The organism is Methylobacterium sp. R2-1 (genome assembly GCF_014191355.1).
Lineage (GTDB): Bacteria > Pseudomonadota > Alphaproteobacteria > Rhizobiales > Beijerinckiaceae > Methylobacterium.
Map to the genome: position 1 here is coordinate 45,523 of NZ_JACHWM010000023.1, position 15,550 is coordinate 61,072.

Genomic DNA, 15,550 nt, shown 5'->3' on the forward strand with positions numbered 1-15,550 from the left:
GACCCGCCGCCTTTGCCGGGCATCGCGCCGCGGATAGGCTGCCCACGGTAACGAGGGAGAGAGGCCATGGCGACCTACACCGCGGATGTCCGCTGGGCGCTCGCGGCGGGCGAGGATTTCGCCGCCGGGCGCTACAGCCGCGGCCACACGGTGCGCTTCGACGGCGGCGTCGAACTCGCGGGCTCCGCCTCACCCCACGTCGTTGGCAAGTGGGCGGTGGCGGCTGCGGTCGATCCCGAGGAGATGCTAGTGGCGGCGCTCTCCACCTGCCACATGCTGAGCTTCCTCCACGTCGCCCGGCTCGCCGGCTTCGTCGCCCATTCCTACCGCGACCACGCTGAGGGCACGATGGCGGAAATCGCCCCCGGCCGGCAGGCGGTGACGCGGGTGGTGCTGCATCCGCGCATCGAATGGACCGGCGCGGCACCCGACGCGGAGCGGCTCACCGCCCTCCACGAAGAGGCTCACGAGACCTGCTTCATCGCCAATTCCGTGCGGACCGAAGTGACGGTCGCCTGAGACGCGCTTGGCGAAACCGACCCCGCCGGTGCATGTCCTCGAGACACGATCCTTCGGGGACATTTGCGAGGACATCCGGATGACCGACCTGACGCTCGCCGCCGCCCAGACACTCGTGGCGACCGCCCTGAAGACCGCCCGCGAACGGGGGCTGAAGCCCCTGGCGGTGGTGGTCTACGACGCCCGCGGCGCCCTCAAATGCCTGGCCGCCGAGGACGGCACGTCGCTGCGCCGCGCCGAAGTGGCCCGCGGCAAGGCCAACGGCGCCCTGGCGCTCGGCCTCGGTTCGCGGGCGATCGCCAAGCGGGCCGAGGAGCAGCCGCATTTCGTGGCCGCGGTGAGCCACCTCGTCGGTCCGGACGCCCTGGTGCCGGTGCCCGGCGGCGTGCTGATCCGGAACCATGACGGTCGCCTGCTCGGCGCGGTCGGCGTCTCCGGCGACACCTCCGACAACGACGAGATCTGCGCGCTGGCCGGCATCGAGGCGGCGGGGCTGAAGGGGGAGACGGGGGCCTGACCACCGTGTTCGAAGGCGCGCACCGCGGTTCCCCTCTCCCCGCCGGGCGGGGAGAGGGGATGCGTCGGGAGCCGGTGCGCCTGTCCGTGAGCCGCTCGGCGCCGTGCCGTCCCCGGAGCCTCGGGTAAGCCCATGAGCCTCCTCCGGCGCACCGTCCTGCACGGGGGCGCGGCACTCGCCGCCGGGCTCGCCCTTCCCGTTCCGGCGCGGGCGGCCTCGCCGGTCTACCGCCGCGGCAACGACGCCGACCCGGAGACGCTCGATCCGCACAAGACCTCGACGGTGGCCGAGGCGCATCTCCTGCGCGACCTGTTCGAGGGGCTGCTGACCTACGACAATTTCGGCACCATCATTCCGGGCATGGCCGAGCGCTGGACCTTCTCCGACGACCGCCTCACCTACCGCTTCCAGATCCGCCCCGACGGGCGCTGGTCGAACGGTGATCCGGTCACGGCCGACGATTTCCTGTTCTCGTTGCGCCGCATCCTCGATCCGAAGACGGCGGCGAAATACGCCGAGGTGCTGTTCCCGATCCGCAATGCGGCCGCCGTCAATGCGGGCGAGCAGCCGCCGGAGACGCTCGGGGTGACGGCCCCCGATTCCCGGACGCTGGAGATCGCGCTCGCCGAGCCGGTGCCCTACCTCCTCGAACTTCTCACCCACCAGACCTCGCTGCCGGTCCACCGCCCGTCGCTGGAGCGCTGGGGCGAGGCATTCGCGAAGGCGGGCAACCTCGTCTCGAACGGCCCCTACGCCCTGGTCGAGTGGGTGCCGAACGACCGCATCACCCTGACCAAGAACCCGCATCACCGCGACGCCGCCGCGATCCCGATCGAGCGGGTCGATGTCATCCCGACCCCGGATCTCGCCGCGGCGGTGCGGCGCTACGCAGGCCGTGAGATCGATTCCCTCTCCGACCTGCCCGCCGACCAGATCGTCTCCCTGAAAGAGCGTTTCGGCGCGCAGGTACAACTCGGGCCGGGGCTCGGCTTGCTGGCCATCGCCTTCAACCTGCGGAAAAAACCCTTCGACGACGCGCGGGTGCGCCGCGCCCTGTCGCTCGCCATCGATCGGGAGTTTCTGGCCGAGATCGTGTGGGGGCAGACCATGGCCCCGGCCTATTCCTTCTGTCCGCCGGGCCTCGACAACGCCCTGCCGTCGCCGCTGCTGCCGGGGCGCGAGGACGGGCCGACCGACCGCGAGGAGGAGGCGCTGCGGCTGCTCTCCGAGGCCGGCTACGGGCCGGGCAACCCGCTGACGGTCGAGTACCGCTTCAACGTCACCGACAACAACCGCAACACGGCGATCGCGCTGGCGGATGCGTGGCGCGGCATCGGCGTCGAGACCCGCTTCGTTTCCACCGACGCCAAGACCCACTTCGCCTATCTGCGCGACGGCGGCGCCTTCGACCTCGCCCGGATGTCGTGGATCGCCGATTATTCCGACCCGCAGAATTTTTTGTTTCTGCTCCGCACCGGCAATGACGGCTTCAATGCCGGGCGCTGGTCCGACGCACGCTTCGACGGCCTGCTGACGCGAGCCGCAGGGGAGCGCGACGTGCAGGCCCGCGCGCAGATGCTGTTCGACGCGGAAAAGATCGTGCTCGACGAACTGCCCTGGGTGCCGCTGCTGCACTACCGCTCGAAGGCGCTCGTCTCGCCACGGCTGCACGGGGTGCACCCGAACATCCGCAACGTCGCCCCCACCCGCTATCTCCGGCTCGATCCATGATCCCGCTGATCCTGCGACGGATCGCCCAGAGCCTGCCGACCCTGTTCCTCGTGGTGACCGGCAGCTTCTTCCTGATCCGGTTGGCGCCCGGCGGCCCGTTCGATCTGGAGCGGCCGCTGCCGCCGGCGGCGATGGAGAACCTGCGCCGGGTCTACGGCCTCGATCAGCCGCTGATCGTGCAGTTCGGGCGCTATCTCCTCAGCCTCCTGCGGGGCGATCTCGGCCCCTCCTTCACCTTCCGCGACCTCACCGTCACCGACCTGTTCGCACGGGGCCTTCCGGTCTCGGTGACGCTCGGCAGTCTCGCCCTCCTGCTCGCCCTCGCCCTCGGCTTGGCGCTCGGGAGCCTCGCCGCGCTCAATCGCGGCGCGGCCGCCGACCGGCTGGTGGGGCTCGCCGCCTCGCTCGGGCTCGCGGTGCCGAACTTCGTCACCGCCCCCCTGCTCCAGATCGTGTTCGGCCTCGGGCTGGCATGGCTCCCCGTCGGCGGCTGGGCGGACGGGAATCCGAAGAACCTCGTCCTGCCGGTGCTCACCCTGGCCCTGCCCCACGCGGCGGGCATCGCCCGGCTCACCCGCGCCTCGCTCGCCGAGGTGCTGATCCAGCCACATATCCGCACACAGCGCGCCATGGGCCTGCCGCGGACCCGCATCGCCCGGCACGCCCTGCGCGGGGCGCTGCTCCCCGTGGTCGCGACGCTCGGGCCGCTGGCGGCGGCGCTGATGACCGGCTCGGTGGTGGTCGAGACCATCTTCGGCCTGCCCGGGATCGGGCGCTACTTCGTCGAGGGGGCGCTCAACCGCGACTACACCCTGGTCATGGGCACGGTGATTCTGGTCGCGGTGATGGTGATCGTCTTCAACCTGATCGCCGACCTGATCGCCGCCGCCCTCGATCCGCGCGTGCGGCTGTCCGCATGAGCGCGGCGCTCGCTCGCCGCCTCGCCCGCGACCGCTCGGCGCTTGTGGCACTCGCGAGCCTCGTGCTGATCGCGCTGGCCTGCCTCGTCGGCCCTCTTCTCACCGGGCACCCGCCCGAGCGGATCTATCCGGATTTCGTCCGGGTCGCCCCGAGCCTTGCCGCGCACCCGCGGCCCGACGAGGTGCGCCCCGCCCTCACGCGCCTCGCCTTCCGAATGCGGCCGACGCTGGAAGACGTGGCGCTCGAGCGCGATCGGGTGCGGCTGACGCTGACGGCGCAAAAACCCATCGACGAGCGCTCCTTCCGTCTGCTGTCCCGCTCGGGACTGTTCGGCGAGCCCGCGGTGCTGGAGCGGTCCGCCGACGGCCGCCGGCTCTTGGTCGAGGCACCGCTTCGAAAACTGACCTTCGTCCTCGGCACCGATGCCCTCGGGCGCGATCTCCTCACCCGTTGCCTTGCCGCGGGGCAGGTCTCCCTGCTGATCGGGCTCACCGCGGCGCTCGCCGCCCTGCTGATCGGCGTCGTCTACGGGGCGGTCTCGGGCATGGCCGGGGGCACGGTCGATGCATTGATGATGCGCTTCCTCGACATCCTCTACGCCCTGCCCTTCGTGTTCCTCGTCATCATGCTGCTGGTGTTCTTTCGCGCCGGCCTGTGGCTGGTGCTGGTCGCGGTGGCGGCGGTCGAGTGGCTCGACATGGCTCGTATCGTCCGCACCCAGACGCTCTCCCTCAAGGGCCGCGACTTCGTCCGCGCTGCCTCGGCACTCGGGGCCGGCACGGGCACGATCCTGGCCCGCCACATCGTGCCGAACACGCTCGGACCGATCGTGGCGGCAGCGACCCTGCTGGTGCCGCGGGTGATCCTCCTGGAGAGTTTCCTGTCCTTTCTCGGCCTCGGCGTGCAGGAGCCCGACACCTCCTGGGGCGTGCTGATTGCGGAGGGCGCCCGCGCACTCGAATCCGCGCCGTGGATGCTCGCTGCGCCCGCCGGCTTCCTCGTCGTCACCCTGATGGCCTTGAACCGGCTCGGCGACGGTCTTGGCGAGGCGCTCGACCCACGACTTTAGAGCATCGTCCCGAAAGGTGGCCGCCGGCTTTCGGAAAAAGACGATGCGGAAACAAGGCGCTAGCGGGATTCGGCCGGCAGGTAGCCCTGGTAGACGATGCGCACCGTGCGCCGCTCGCCGGGCAGCTCCGAGACCGGAATGGCCTTCGACCCGCGCAAGGCAGGGGCAGGTTCGATCGGGCCGGGCTCGGACGCGGGTGGGGCCGGCGACGCCTTGGGGCGCAGCGCCCAGCGCTCGGCCCCGCCCGCGCTGGCCAGCGTGGAGACCGCGATGACCGCCCCCATGGAGGCTAGTCCGGCGGCGATCGGGGGAAGCAAAGTCCTGATGGAGAGGTGCGCGAAAAAAGTCATGGCGGGTGGCCCGGCGAGTGGGGACATTCCGCAACCTGAAGCGTTTCCGAACGCCAATATGCCCTGCCCTCGGTCCGCCGCCGGGTGGGACTTGCGAACACTTTTGCCGAGTCAGGGTAAACGGAGGGGCAATGACGAGCCGAGCGGAAGGTCAGGCCGGGGCCGCAGCACCCGAGCGCGTCGCTACCGGCACGGTCGTCGAAACCGACATCGCCGCCCGGCTCGACCGCCTGCCCTTCGGCCGCTTCCACACCCTCGTCATCGTCGCGCTCGGCATCACCTGGGTGCTCGACGGGCTCGAGGTGACCTTGGCCGGCGCCCTCGTCGGCGCGCTACGCAAGGCGCCGATGTCCTTCACCGAGTTCGACGTCGGCTTGGCCGCGAGTTCCTACCTCGTCGGCGCGGTCGTCGGTGCCGTCGGCTTCGGCTGGCTCACCGACCGGATCGGGCGCAAGAAACTGTTCTTCATCACGCTGGCCCTCTACCTCGCCGCTACCGCGGCCACGGGCCTGTCGTGGAATATCTGGAGCTTCTGCCTGTTCCGCTTCCTCACGGGAGCCGGCATCGGCGGCGAGTACACCGCGATCAACTCGACCATCCAGGAGCTGATCCCGGCACGCGTGCGCGGCTGGACCGATCTCGTCATCAACGGCTCGTTCTGGATCGGCGCGGCGCTCGGCTCCTTCCTGTCGATTGCGCTCTTGCGGCCCGAATGGATCGATCCGGCCTATGGCTGGCGCATCGCCTTCTTCGTCGGCGGCGGCATCGGCCTCGTCATCCTGCTCCTGCGCACCTGGATCCCCGAGAGCCCGCGCTGGCTCGTCACCCACGGCTACGCCGCGGAGGCCGACCGGGTGGTGTCGGGTATCGAGAAGCGCTTCACGGATGACGGCATCACCCTGCCCCCGCCCGACGAGACGCGCCGCCTCAAGCTCAAGGTCCGCAGCCACACTCCGCTCTCGGAGGTCGCCAACGCCCTGTTCGTCACGAACCGGCGCCAGACCATGGTCGGCCTCGCGCTGATGATCGCCCAGGCCTTCTTCTACAACGCGCTGTTCTTCACCTACGCGCTGGTGCTGGAGCGCTTCTACGACGTGCCCGGCGGCGATGTCGGCTGGTATCTCCTGCCCTTCGCGCTCGGCTCCTTCCTCGGCCCGCTGCTGCTCGGCCGGCTGTTCGACACGGTGGGCCGGCGCCCGATGATCGCCTTCACCTACGGCATCTCGGCGGTGCTGCTCGTCGTGGTCGGCCTCGTCTTCCGCGCCGACATGCTCGGCCCCTGGGGCCAGACGGCGGCCTGGATGGGCGTGTTCTTCTTCGCCTCCGCGGCGGCGAGTTCCGCCTATCTCACGGTGGCCGAAACCTTCCCGCTGGAAATTCGCGCGCTGGCGATCGCCGCCTTCTATGCCATCGGCACCGGCATCGGTGGCGTCTCCGGCCCACTCCTGTTCGGCTCACTGGTCGAGACCGGCTCGCGCGATCTCGTGTTGGTCGGCTACCTCATCGGCGCCGCCTTGATGGCGGTGGCGGCGGTGGTCGGCGCGATCTGGGGGACGGCGGCCGAGGGCAAGTCGCTGGAGGACGTGTCGAAGCCGCTGGCTTCGGCGTGAGGGCGCCATGGCCGGTCAATCCGGCTCAGCGCATCCTCCTCTCCCCGCCTGCAGGGAGAGGGGTGGTCCGGCCAGCAGCGAACAACCGACTTCGACGAACCTCAGGTCTCACGTCGGCCGGGAGGACGGTACCGAAGCATTCCGCCGCAGCCAGATCGCCGAGGCCACCGCCAGCGCGTCGAGCGGCAAGGTCACGGCGCCCTGGCGCTTGCCCCAGAGTTCGAGGCCGCCGAAGCCGACGTGGCGGATCTCCAGCCACGCACCGAACGGGAACACCGTCTCGTTGCCCTCGCCGGGGCCGAAACATTCCTCGAAGGCCAGCGGATCGACCATGATCGCGTCGTACTTGGCGAGGTGACTGGCGATCGCGACCTTCGAGCGGAATGGGCCGCGGTCGCGGCGAAACGAGGCGAAGCAGGGCTCGAACTCCGTGAGCGTCACCCACAGTTTGCCGCCGATGCGGAGGTAAGGCGGGTTCGGACCCTCGGCGCCGAAATTCTCCAATCCCCAGCCCGCTTCGCTCATCAGCGATTCCGCGAGCGTCACGGGTTGGCCGGGCGGGGCAGCGGCCGGCCGCTCATCCACCGCGCCCGGGGGTTCGGCGGGCAGGCCGGGTCCGCTCACAACGTTCTCGACCAAGCCGCCCGGGTTCGAGCCACTCTGGAGAGAGCCGCTCTCGGTCACGCCACCGTGGATCATGCCACGTCCTCGCGCCTGCCGCCGCTCCATGGGAGCGGCCAGCAAGCATTATTTCTCATTTGTCGCGAGGGGGCGAGCAGTTTCTTTCATGAGGTCGACCGCTGCCCGAAGGAAACGGGTGCAGCGGCCCGATCCAGAGAACATTAGTCCTCGTCGTCCTCGTCGATGCGGCTCATGCCCTTGAGCTTGGCGAAGACCGCGTCGGCGTTGAGATCCTCCTCGTCACGCTCCTCCTCCCGCTCCGCGGCGGCCGGGGCGGTCGAGACCTCGGTCGGCAGGAGCTTGGCGCCGCCATCCGTCGGCAGCACCGCGGGGCGGTCCTTGGCGGCGCGCTGCACCTCGAAGTCGAGGTCGATCTGCGAGCAGAGGCCGAGCGTCACCGGATCCATCGGCTGGAGCGAGGCGGAGTTCCAGTGGGTCCGCTCGCGGATCTGCTGGATCGTCGCCTTGGTGGTGCCGACGAGCCGGATGATCTGCGCGTCCTTCAGCTCGGGATGGTTGCGGATGAGCCAGAGGATCGCGTTCGGTCGATCCTGACGGCGCGAGAGCGGCGTGTAGCGCGGGCCCTTGGTGGTGCGCTTGACCTCCGGCAGCTTCACCTTCGAAACCGCGACCTTGAGCCGATAATGCGGCGACTTCTGCGCCTTTTCGATCTCGTCACGGGTAAGCTGGCCGGTGGTGATCGGATCGAGCCCCTTGATGCCCGCGGCGACCTCGCCGTCGGCGATGCCCTTCACCTCGAGCGGGTGCAGCTTGCAGAAGTCGGCGATCTGCTCGAAGGCGAGCGAGGTATTCTCGACGAGCCACACGGCGGTCGCCTTGGGCATCAGCGGACCTTGGGACATCGGACAAAGCTCCAGGCGGTTTTTCGTGGTTCGCGGCGGGGAAAGGCGCGGGATTCGAAGAAAGGCTCTCCCGCGGCCTCCGGCCCGGTCAGGCCCGAAGGATCCCATGTCGCGATGAATGAGGGGATTGCCTCTTATACAGGCGGGACCGGGCGTTGCGCAATTGCATTGACCGTCAAGATCCTTCCATCACGCGTCCCCCAGGGTGGGCACGCGCCCCTCTAAGGCGGGGCGCAGCGGCACGACCTCGGCGGCGACATGGTCCATGAAGGCGCGCACCCGCGCGGCGTGGCGCAGGTCGGGATGGGTCAGGAGCCAGAGCGTGCCGGCAAGGTCAGGCTCCGGCGCCGAGAGGCGGCGCAGGCGCGCGAGCCGGTCGCCGCGGTAGCAGGGCAGCGGGCCGATGCCGACGCCCTCGGAGATCGCCTCGCACAGGCCCTGCACGGTGTTGAGGCGCAAAGCCACGCGCTCCGGCCCGGCGCGGGCGGCGACGAAGCGGGCGAAGAGGCCGCCGGCCACGGCCTCGCTCGGACTGACCCAGTCGGCATCGGCACCGTCCTCCTCCCCCTGTGCCGGCCCGTAGACCGCCCAGGCGATGGTGGCGAGCCGGCGCCCGACGAGGTTGAGCGGCGGATCGCGGGTGGCGCGCAGCGCCACATCCGCATCGCGGCGTGACAGGTTCAGCGCCTCCTCCGAGACGAGGAGCTCGATCTGGACCTTCGGGTAGCGCGTCCGGAAGCGGCCGAGCATCGGCATCAGGAAATCGGTGACCAGCGTCGCCGCGGCGGTCACGCGCAGAAGGCCCGAGGGCGTCTGCGCCCGGTCGGCGACCTCCCGGTCGAAGCGGGTGACCTCCTCCTCCATCCGCGTGGCCGCGGCGGCCATCGCCTCGCCGGCGGGCGTCGGCACGTAGCCCGAGCGGTGGCGCTCGAACAGGCGCGCGCCGAGCCCCGCCTCGACCGCCGCGAGCCGGCGAAAGGCCGTTGAGGGATTGATGCCGAGATGCGCGGCAGCCGGCGCCAGCGCCCCCCGCTCGGCGATGGCCCGCACGAGGCGGAACTCGTCCCAGGCCACCGACACCGCGTCGTCCTCCTCGTTGCAAGTCTGCAAGGACGATCTTGCACGACAGGGCGTTTCTGCAAACAGGACGAACCGCCATACTCACCCACGCATTCGACGCTCGGGCCGCCATGGGCGCATCGTCTTCCGTCCGAGGACGGACATCAGCTTTCGGACGATGCGCCGGGCCCGCGAACAGGAGAGACGACGATGGCGAAGGTTCTGGTGCTCTACTACTCGTCCTGGGGCCACGTGGAGCAGATGGCCAAGGCCGTGGCCGAGGGCGCTCGCGAGGCCGGGGCCGAGGTCGCGGTCAAGCGCGTGCCGGAACTGGTGCCGGAAGAGGTGGCCAAACAGTTCCACTACAAGCTCGACCAAGAGGCGCCGTTCGCCACCGTCGAGGAACTGGCCGATTACGACGCGATCATCTTCGGCACGCCGACCCGCTACGGCAACATGGCCTCGCAGATGAAGCAGTTCATCGACCAGACCGGCGGCCTCTGGGCCCGGGGCGCACTCGTCGGCAAGGTCGGCTCGGCCTTCACCTCGACCGCCTCGCAGCACGGCGGACAGGAGACCACGCTGACGAGCTTCCACACCGTGATGTTCCACCACGGCATGGTGGTGGTGGGCCTGCCCTACAGCTTCGCGGGCCAGAACGGCGTCGAGCAGGTGAAGGGCAACACCCCCTACGGCGCCACCACGATCGCCGATGGCGACGGCTCGCGTCAGCCCTCCCCGGTCGAACTCGACGGAGCCCGCTTCCAGGGCCGCCACGTGGCGGGCATTGCGGCCAAGCTCGCGGGTTGAGGCAGGTTTCCCCTCTCCCCACACGCGGGGAGAGGGGATGAGCAGGACTGATCGAGGCCCTACTGAGCCGCCGCGACGTTCCTCTGCCCGATGGCGGCGAGCACGGTCCCTTCGGTCAGAATCTGCGGCAGTACCTGCGCCTCGCCCTGGCCGCGATAGACGAGGTAGAGCGGCACGCCGCTGCGGCCGTGGCGCTCCAAGAGGCGGGTGATCTCCGGGTTCTGGTTGGTCCAGTCGCCCTTCAGGTACACCACCTGCCCTGCCCGGAACGCCGCCTGCACGCCGTCTCGGGCGAGCACCGTGCGCTCGTTGACCTGGCAGGTGATGCACCACGCCGCCGTCATGTCCACGAACACCGTCCGTCCCTCGGCCCTGAGCGCGTCGAGGCGGGCCTGCGTGAACGCCTCCTCGCCCTGTGCCAGCGCGGCGTTGCGTGCGGAGGCGCGGTCGCCGTCGAGGACGGCGACGAGGCCGAGCGCTGCCGCGAGTGCCGCGACGGCCGCCATGCGACCGAAGCCGGTGCCGAGCCGGCCCGCTCCGCGCGCCCGTTCCCAGGCCCAGGCAGCGAGCGCCACGAGCACGAGACCGGTGAGCCCCGCGAGCAGCCCGTTGGGCCCGACCTGCTGCGCCAGCACCCAGACGAGCCACGCCACCGTGCCGTAGACGGGGAAGGCGAGCGCACCCTTCAGCACGTCCATCCAGGCGCCGGGCCGCGGCAGCAGGCGAAGCGCCTGCGGAAACAGCGTCAGCGCCAGGAATGGCAGGGCGAGCCCGAGGCCGAGGCTCGCGAACACGATGAGCGCGGCGAGCGGCGATTGCGTCAGCGCAAAGCCCACCGCCGCTCCCATGAACGGCGCCGTGCACGGGGTCGCGACCAGGGTCGCCAGCACGCCGGTGAAGAACGAGCCCTGGTAGCCCGCCCGCCGCGTCAGGCCATCGCCGAGCCCGACGATCCCGCCGCCGAGATGCACCGCTCCCGACAGACTCAGGCCCATGGCGAACAGCCCGTAGGCGAGGAGGGCCACCACCACCGGCGACTGGAGCTGGAAGCCCCAGCCGATCCCGGCGCCCCCCGCCTTCAACGCGATCAGGAGCCCGGCGAGCCCGAGGAAGCTCGCGAGCACGCCCGCGGTGTAGGCAAGCCCGTGCAGCCGCACGCGGGTGGCGGATTCGCCCGCCTGTCGCACGAGGCTCAGCACCTTGATCGAGAGGACGGGGAAGACGCAGGGCATCAGGTTGAGGAGGAGGCCGCCGATGAGCGCCAGCCCCGCGGCGCTCCACAGCGTCAGGCTCTCGTCCTCCGGCGCGGGCAGCACCTCGGGCGCGGTGGGAACGGCAGCGGCGGTCGTCGGTGCGGGGGTGGGCTCAGGTCCGAGGGCGTAGGCCCGGCGCGCGCCGTCGTCGGTGAAGGCGAGCACGCCGGCGAGCGTCTCGGGCGGCTGCCCCGTATCGCCCGGGGTCAGGGTGAGGTGCAGGCCGGCGGCATCGACGGTCAAATCCTGCAGGGCGGCATTGTCGAGAGCGCCTTCCGAATAGGGAAAGAAAGCAGCCTCGGTCACGCCCGCGAGGCCCGGCCGGTCGAGATGCAGCACCAGCCGGTCGCCCTCGCGGGTGGTGCGGACGGGGCCGGGCACGGCCTCGGGGAGGGCGGCGCGGGCGCGGGCGAACAGGGCGGCCTGTCCCGAGGCCGGCGCCGCGGAGGCCGCCACCGGCACGTCGAGGCTCAGCTCCGCCGAGCCCGGAATGCAGATCTCCTCGCAGACGAGGTAGGACAGCGTGCCGGAGAGCCGCACCGTTTCGCCGACCCTGGCGCTCTCGGGCACGGTGAGCGGCACCAGCAGGGTGACGGCGCCCTCGTAGCCGAAATTCATCAGGGTCTGGACCGGGATGCGCTCCGGGACCGGCCACTGCACCGGGCCGACCGAGAATTCGGCGGGCAGACGCCAGACCATCTCCGGCGGCAGGCCGGAATCGCCGGGATTGCGCCAGTAGACGTGCCAGCCCGGCTTCATCGCCATGTGCAGGCCGAGCGTCACGGTACGACCGGGGACCAGCGCCTCGCTCTCGGCGACGAGGCTCGCGCGCACGAGATCCTTGGCCTTCGCGGCCGTCATCACCCCCTGCGCCCCGGCAAGGCCAGGGGCGGCAAGCGTCAGGAGGAGGACGAGGAGGAGACGGAGCATCGATCTGTTTCCGAGCGGCCCGGTGCCCCCGCCCCCATGTGGATGGTGCGACCCCGGGCAACCCGAGACCGCGGAGGGAGAATACGACGGTCGGGCCGGAGCGGGCCGGCTGGCATCAGCGCACGCTCTATAGCAGACCTGCTCCGCCCCGTGAGCCGCACGGCCCCGCGGCCTCGAACCGCGCCTTCTTTACCCCGCGGCCCGCTCCTTTTTCAGCCGGTAGAGCGCGTCGAGCGCCTCGCGCGGGGTCAGTGCGTCGGGATCGAGGCTGTCGATCAACCGGCCGAGCCGGTCGTCCGGCTCGGACTTGACCGGCTCCGGCGGCGGGGGCGGTGGTGCGGCGGCGAGGCTCGCGAAGAGCGGCAGGTCGTCGATCCGGCGGCGGGCGGGGCGCTCCCGCTCGGAACTCTCGAGACCTTTGAGGATCGCGCCGGCCCGCGCCACCACGCTCGGCGGCAGGCCGGCGAGGCGGGCGACCTGCAGGCCGTAGGAGCGCTCGGCCACGCCCGGCACCACCTCGTGCAGGAAGACCACGTCGCCGCGATCCTCGGCGACCTTCAGCGTCGCGTTGTCGAGGCGCGGCAGGCGCTGGCTCAGCGCCGTCAGTTCATGGAAATGGGTGGCGAACAGCGCCCGGCAGCCGTTCTTCTCGTGCAGGTGCTCCAGGCAGGCCCAGGCGATGGACAGGCCGTCGAAGGTCGCGGTGCCGCGCCCGATCTCGTCGAGCACCACCAGCGAGCGGCGGGTCGCCTGATTGAGGATCGCGGCGGTCTCGACCATCTCGACCATGAAGGTCGAGTGGCCTCGCGCCAGGTCGTCGGCCGCGCCGACGCGGGAGAACAGGCGGTCGACCACGCCGAGCCGGGCGGAGGCCGCCGGCACGAAGGCGCCCATCTGCGCGAGCACGGCGATGAGCGCGTTCTGGCGCAGGAACGTCGACTTGCCGCCCATATTCGGACCGGTGACGAGGCGGATGCGGCCGGCCTCCTCGCCCGAGAGGTCGCACTGGTTGGCGATGAAGGCTTCACCGGCCCGCGTCAGCGCCGCCTCCACCACGGGATGGCGCCCCCCCTTGATCTCGAAGGCGAGGCTGTCGTCGATGATCGGCCGGGTCCAGGCGAGTTCGACCGCGAGCTCGGCGTGGCTCGCCGCGACATCAAGGCCGGAGAGCGCCTCGGCGATGTCGGCGATCGCCTCGGCCCCCGTGCTCACCCGCGCGCTCAGGGCATCGAACACCTCGGATTCGAGCGCCAGCACCCGGTCGGAGGCGCCCGCGATCTTCGATTCCAGCTCGCCGAGTTCGACGCTGGTGAAGCGCATCGCATCGACCATGGTCTGGCGATGCACGAAGTCCTGCATCAGGCCCTTCAGGCAGGCCTCGCCCACCGCCTGCGGCACCTCGATGTAGTAGCCGAGCACGTTGTTGTGCTTGATCCTGAGCGTCCGGCAGCCGGTGGCCTCGGCGTAGCGCGCCTGGAGCGCGGCGATCACCTTGCGCGAGTCCTGGCCGAGCAGGCGGGCCTCGTCGATCTCGGCGTGGTAGCCGGCGCGCACGAAATTGCCGTCGCGGCGATTGAGCGGCAGGTCGTCGGCGAGCGCCCGGCCGAGCTCCTCAGCGAGCGCCCGGTCGGCCTTGTCGAGGCGGCGGGCGAGGCGGGCGAGCCCGTCCGGCAGATCCTCCCGCGACAACCGTTCGCTGATCGTCGCGGCCGCGTCGAGCCCGTCACGCAGGGCGGCGAGGTCGCGCGGGCCGGCGCGATTCAGGCCGACGCGGGACAGCGCGCGGGCGATGTCAGGGGCGGCGTGCAGCGCGTCGCGCAGATGCGCCCGCAGCGCCCCGTCCTCCGCCAGGAACGCGACGGCGTCGTGCCGCCGGGCGATCTTTGTCAGGTCGGTGAGCGGGCCGGCGAGATGCTCCGCCAGCAGCCGTGCGCCACCGGCCGAGACCGTGCGGTCGATGGCGTCGAGCAGGCTGCCCTTGCGCTCGCCCGAGAGGGTGCGGGTGAGTTCGAGGTTGGCGCGGGTCGCCGCGTCGATGGCGAGCGTTGCTCCGGTCGCCTCGCGGCTCGGCGCCGAGAGCGGCACGCGGGTGCCGAGCTGCGTGCGTTCGAGGTAGAGCAGCGCCGCCCCGGCCGCGGCGATCTCCGCCCGGCTGAAATTGCCGAACCCGTCGAGGGTTTTCACCCCGAACTGCTCGCGGATGCGGCGCTCGGCCGAGGCCGGTTCCAGCTCGCCCTGAGCCAGTGGCACCACCGCCGCCTTGGTCTCGCGCCACAGCTTGGCCAAAGCCGGATCGGCGTGGATGGCTTCCGAGAGCACGATCTCCCGCGGCTCGTGCCGGGCGATCGCGGCGGCGAGTTCCGAACCTTCCACCTCGCTTAAGGAAAAGCGGCCGGTCGAGATGTCGAGGGCGGCGAGCCCGTAGGCCTCACTCGTGTCGGAGACCTTTCGCCGGCCGATGGCGAGCAGCAGGTTGGCCCGCGTCGGGTCGAGCAGGCGGTCCTCGGTCAGCGTGCCCGGCGTGACGAGGCGGATCACCTCGCGCCGCACCACTGATTTGGGTCCCCGCTTCTTCGCCTCGGCCGCGTCCTCGGTCTGCTGGCAGACCGCGACGCGGTGGCCCAGCGCGATCAGCCGGTGCAGGTAGTCGTCGGCCCGCTCCAGAGGCACGCCGCACATCGGGATGTCGGCGCCGCCGTGCTTGCCGCGCTTGGTCAGGACGATGCCGAGCGCGCGCGAGGCGATCTCCGCATCCTCGAAGAACAGCTCGTAGAAATCCCCCATCCGGTAGAACAGCAGGCAGTCCGGATTGGCCGCCTTGATCTCGATATACTGCGCCATCATCGGCGTGGCGCCGGGGATGTCGAGGGGCGAGGAGGTCACCGTATCCGCCGCCTGGGCACGCCGTTCGAGGGGTTGGGAACGTTTGAGGCTGGGCATGGATGTGAGGCTAGCAGCCCCGCTCCGGGCAGGCACCGCCGGTCCAGCGTGAAGTCCGTGGACAAGTGGGCGCTCTCCCCAGCCGTCGCAAGCAGCGGTGGTGCCGGGATTGCGAGAGCGGGCCTCTCCAGAGTCGTGTCTCTCCGTCGCGTGCATCAGACGCACGCCGAGCGCAAAAGTCGTGATTCGCCCACTCGTTCCGGGTGGAACTCAGGCTGTGTTGCAAATCTCCATGGGGGCTTCCGCTGGTCTCATCGGAGGGGCGGGACGGTTGCGCCCGCGCGCGAACCGCGGCAC

At 70.7% G+C, this 15,550-nt stretch carries 13 protein-coding genes; 7 read left to right on the forward strand and 6 right to left on the reverse strand.

Features of this window, described 5'->3' with window-relative positions; translation table 11 throughout:
* The first annotated feature begins 66 nt into the window (after positions 1–66).
* The 5 genes from FHU13_RS25220 to FHU13_RS25240 all read left to right on the forward strand — a co-directional run bounded on the left by FHU13_RS25220 (position 67) and on the right by FHU13_RS25240 (position 4,757).
* The gene (locus tag FHU13_RS25220; protein WP_183438570.1) at positions 67–519 is read left to right on the forward strand and encodes an OsmC family protein; all 453 of its coding nucleotides are present in this window, start codon (positions 67–69) and stop codon (positions 517–519) included.
* Between the two features lie 79 nt (positions 520–598).
* On the forward strand, positions 599–1,036 hold the full coding sequence (locus FHU13_RS25225) for a heme-binding protein (RefSeq protein ID WP_183438571.1): 438 nt from the start codon (positions 599–601) through the stop codon (positions 1,034–1,036).
* Positions 1,037–1,168: 132 nt separating this feature from the next.
* Positions 1,169–2,767 (forward strand): peptide ABC transporter substrate-binding protein, encoded by a 1,599-nt coding sequence (locus FHU13_RS25230; RefSeq protein WP_183438572.1) that lies wholly within the window; start codon positions 1,169–1,171, stop codon positions 2,765–2,767.
* Entirely contained in the window at positions 2,764–3,687 is a 924-nt protein-coding gene (locus FHU13_RS25235; protein WP_183438573.1) for an ABC transporter permease, read from the forward strand. Before FHU13_RS25230 ends, FHU13_RS25235 begins: the two co-directional genes overlap by 4 nt.
* Positions 3,684–4,757: an ABC transporter permease gene (locus FHU13_RS25240; RefSeq protein ID WP_183438574.1), complete on the forward strand. Its 1,074-nt coding sequence runs from the start codon at positions 3,684–3,686 to the stop codon at positions 4,755–4,757. The genes FHU13_RS25235 and FHU13_RS25240 overlap by 4 nt, the downstream gene beginning before the upstream one ends.
* A gap of 59 nt (positions 4,758–4,816) precedes the next feature.
* Here the strand turns inward: FHU13_RS25240 and FHU13_RS25245 are convergent, their stop codons facing one another.
* Positions 4,817–5,041 (reverse strand): hypothetical protein, encoded by a 225-nt coding sequence (locus FHU13_RS25245; protein WP_246714866.1) that lies wholly within the window; start codon positions 5,039–5,041, stop codon positions 4,817–4,819.
* A gap of 197 nt (positions 5,042–5,238) precedes the next feature.
* Here FHU13_RS25245 and FHU13_RS25250 point away from each other — a divergent pair, with 197 nt between their 5' ends.
* Positions 5,239–6,717, forward strand: a complete 1,479-nt coding sequence (locus FHU13_RS25250; RefSeq protein WP_183438576.1) for an MFS transporter — start codon at positions 5,239–5,241, stop codon at positions 6,715–6,717.
* 108 nt (positions 6,718–6,825) lie between these two features.
* Here the strand turns inward: FHU13_RS25250 and FHU13_RS25255 are convergent, their stop codons facing one another.
* The 3 genes from FHU13_RS25255 to FHU13_RS25265 all read right to left on the reverse strand — a co-directional run bounded on the left by FHU13_RS25255 (position 6,826) and on the right by FHU13_RS25265 (position 9,341).
* Entirely contained in the window at positions 6,826–7,416 is a 591-nt protein-coding gene (locus tag FHU13_RS25255) for a hypothetical protein (RefSeq protein WP_183438604.1), read from the reverse strand.
* 143 nt (positions 7,417–7,559) lie between these two features.
* Positions 7,560–8,261 (reverse strand): DUF1013 domain-containing protein, encoded by a 702-nt coding sequence (locus FHU13_RS25260; protein ID WP_183438577.1) that lies wholly within the window; start codon positions 8,259–8,261, stop codon positions 7,560–7,562.
* A gap of 189 nt (positions 8,262–8,450) precedes the next feature.
* On the reverse strand, positions 8,451–9,341 hold the full coding sequence (locus FHU13_RS25265) for a LysR family transcriptional regulator (RefSeq protein ID WP_183438605.1): 891 nt from the start codon (positions 9,339–9,341) through the stop codon (positions 8,451–8,453).
* 189 nt (positions 9,342–9,530) lie between these two features.
* On the opposite strand from FHU13_RS25265, the gene wrbA reads away from it, so the two are divergent.
* The gene (wrbA, locus tag FHU13_RS25270; protein ID WP_183438578.1) at positions 9,531–10,130 is read left to right on the forward strand and encodes an NAD(P)H:quinone oxidoreductase; all 600 of its coding nucleotides are present in this window, start codon (positions 9,531–9,533) and stop codon (positions 10,128–10,130) included.
* Between the two features lie 59 nt (positions 10,131–10,189).
* Here the strand turns inward: wrbA and FHU13_RS25275 are convergent, their stop codons facing one another.
* Positions 10,190–12,313: a protein-disulfide reductase DsbD family protein gene (locus tag FHU13_RS25275; RefSeq protein WP_183438579.1), complete on the reverse strand. Its 2,124-nt coding sequence runs from the start codon at positions 12,311–12,313 to the stop codon at positions 10,190–10,192.
* A 189-nt stretch (positions 12,314–12,502) separates the two neighbouring features.
* Entirely contained in the window at positions 12,503–15,253 is a 2,751-nt protein-coding gene (gene mutS / locus FHU13_RS25280; RefSeq protein WP_183438580.1) for a DNA mismatch repair protein MutS, read from the reverse strand.
* Between the last annotated feature and the right edge of the window lie 297 nt (positions 15,254–15,550).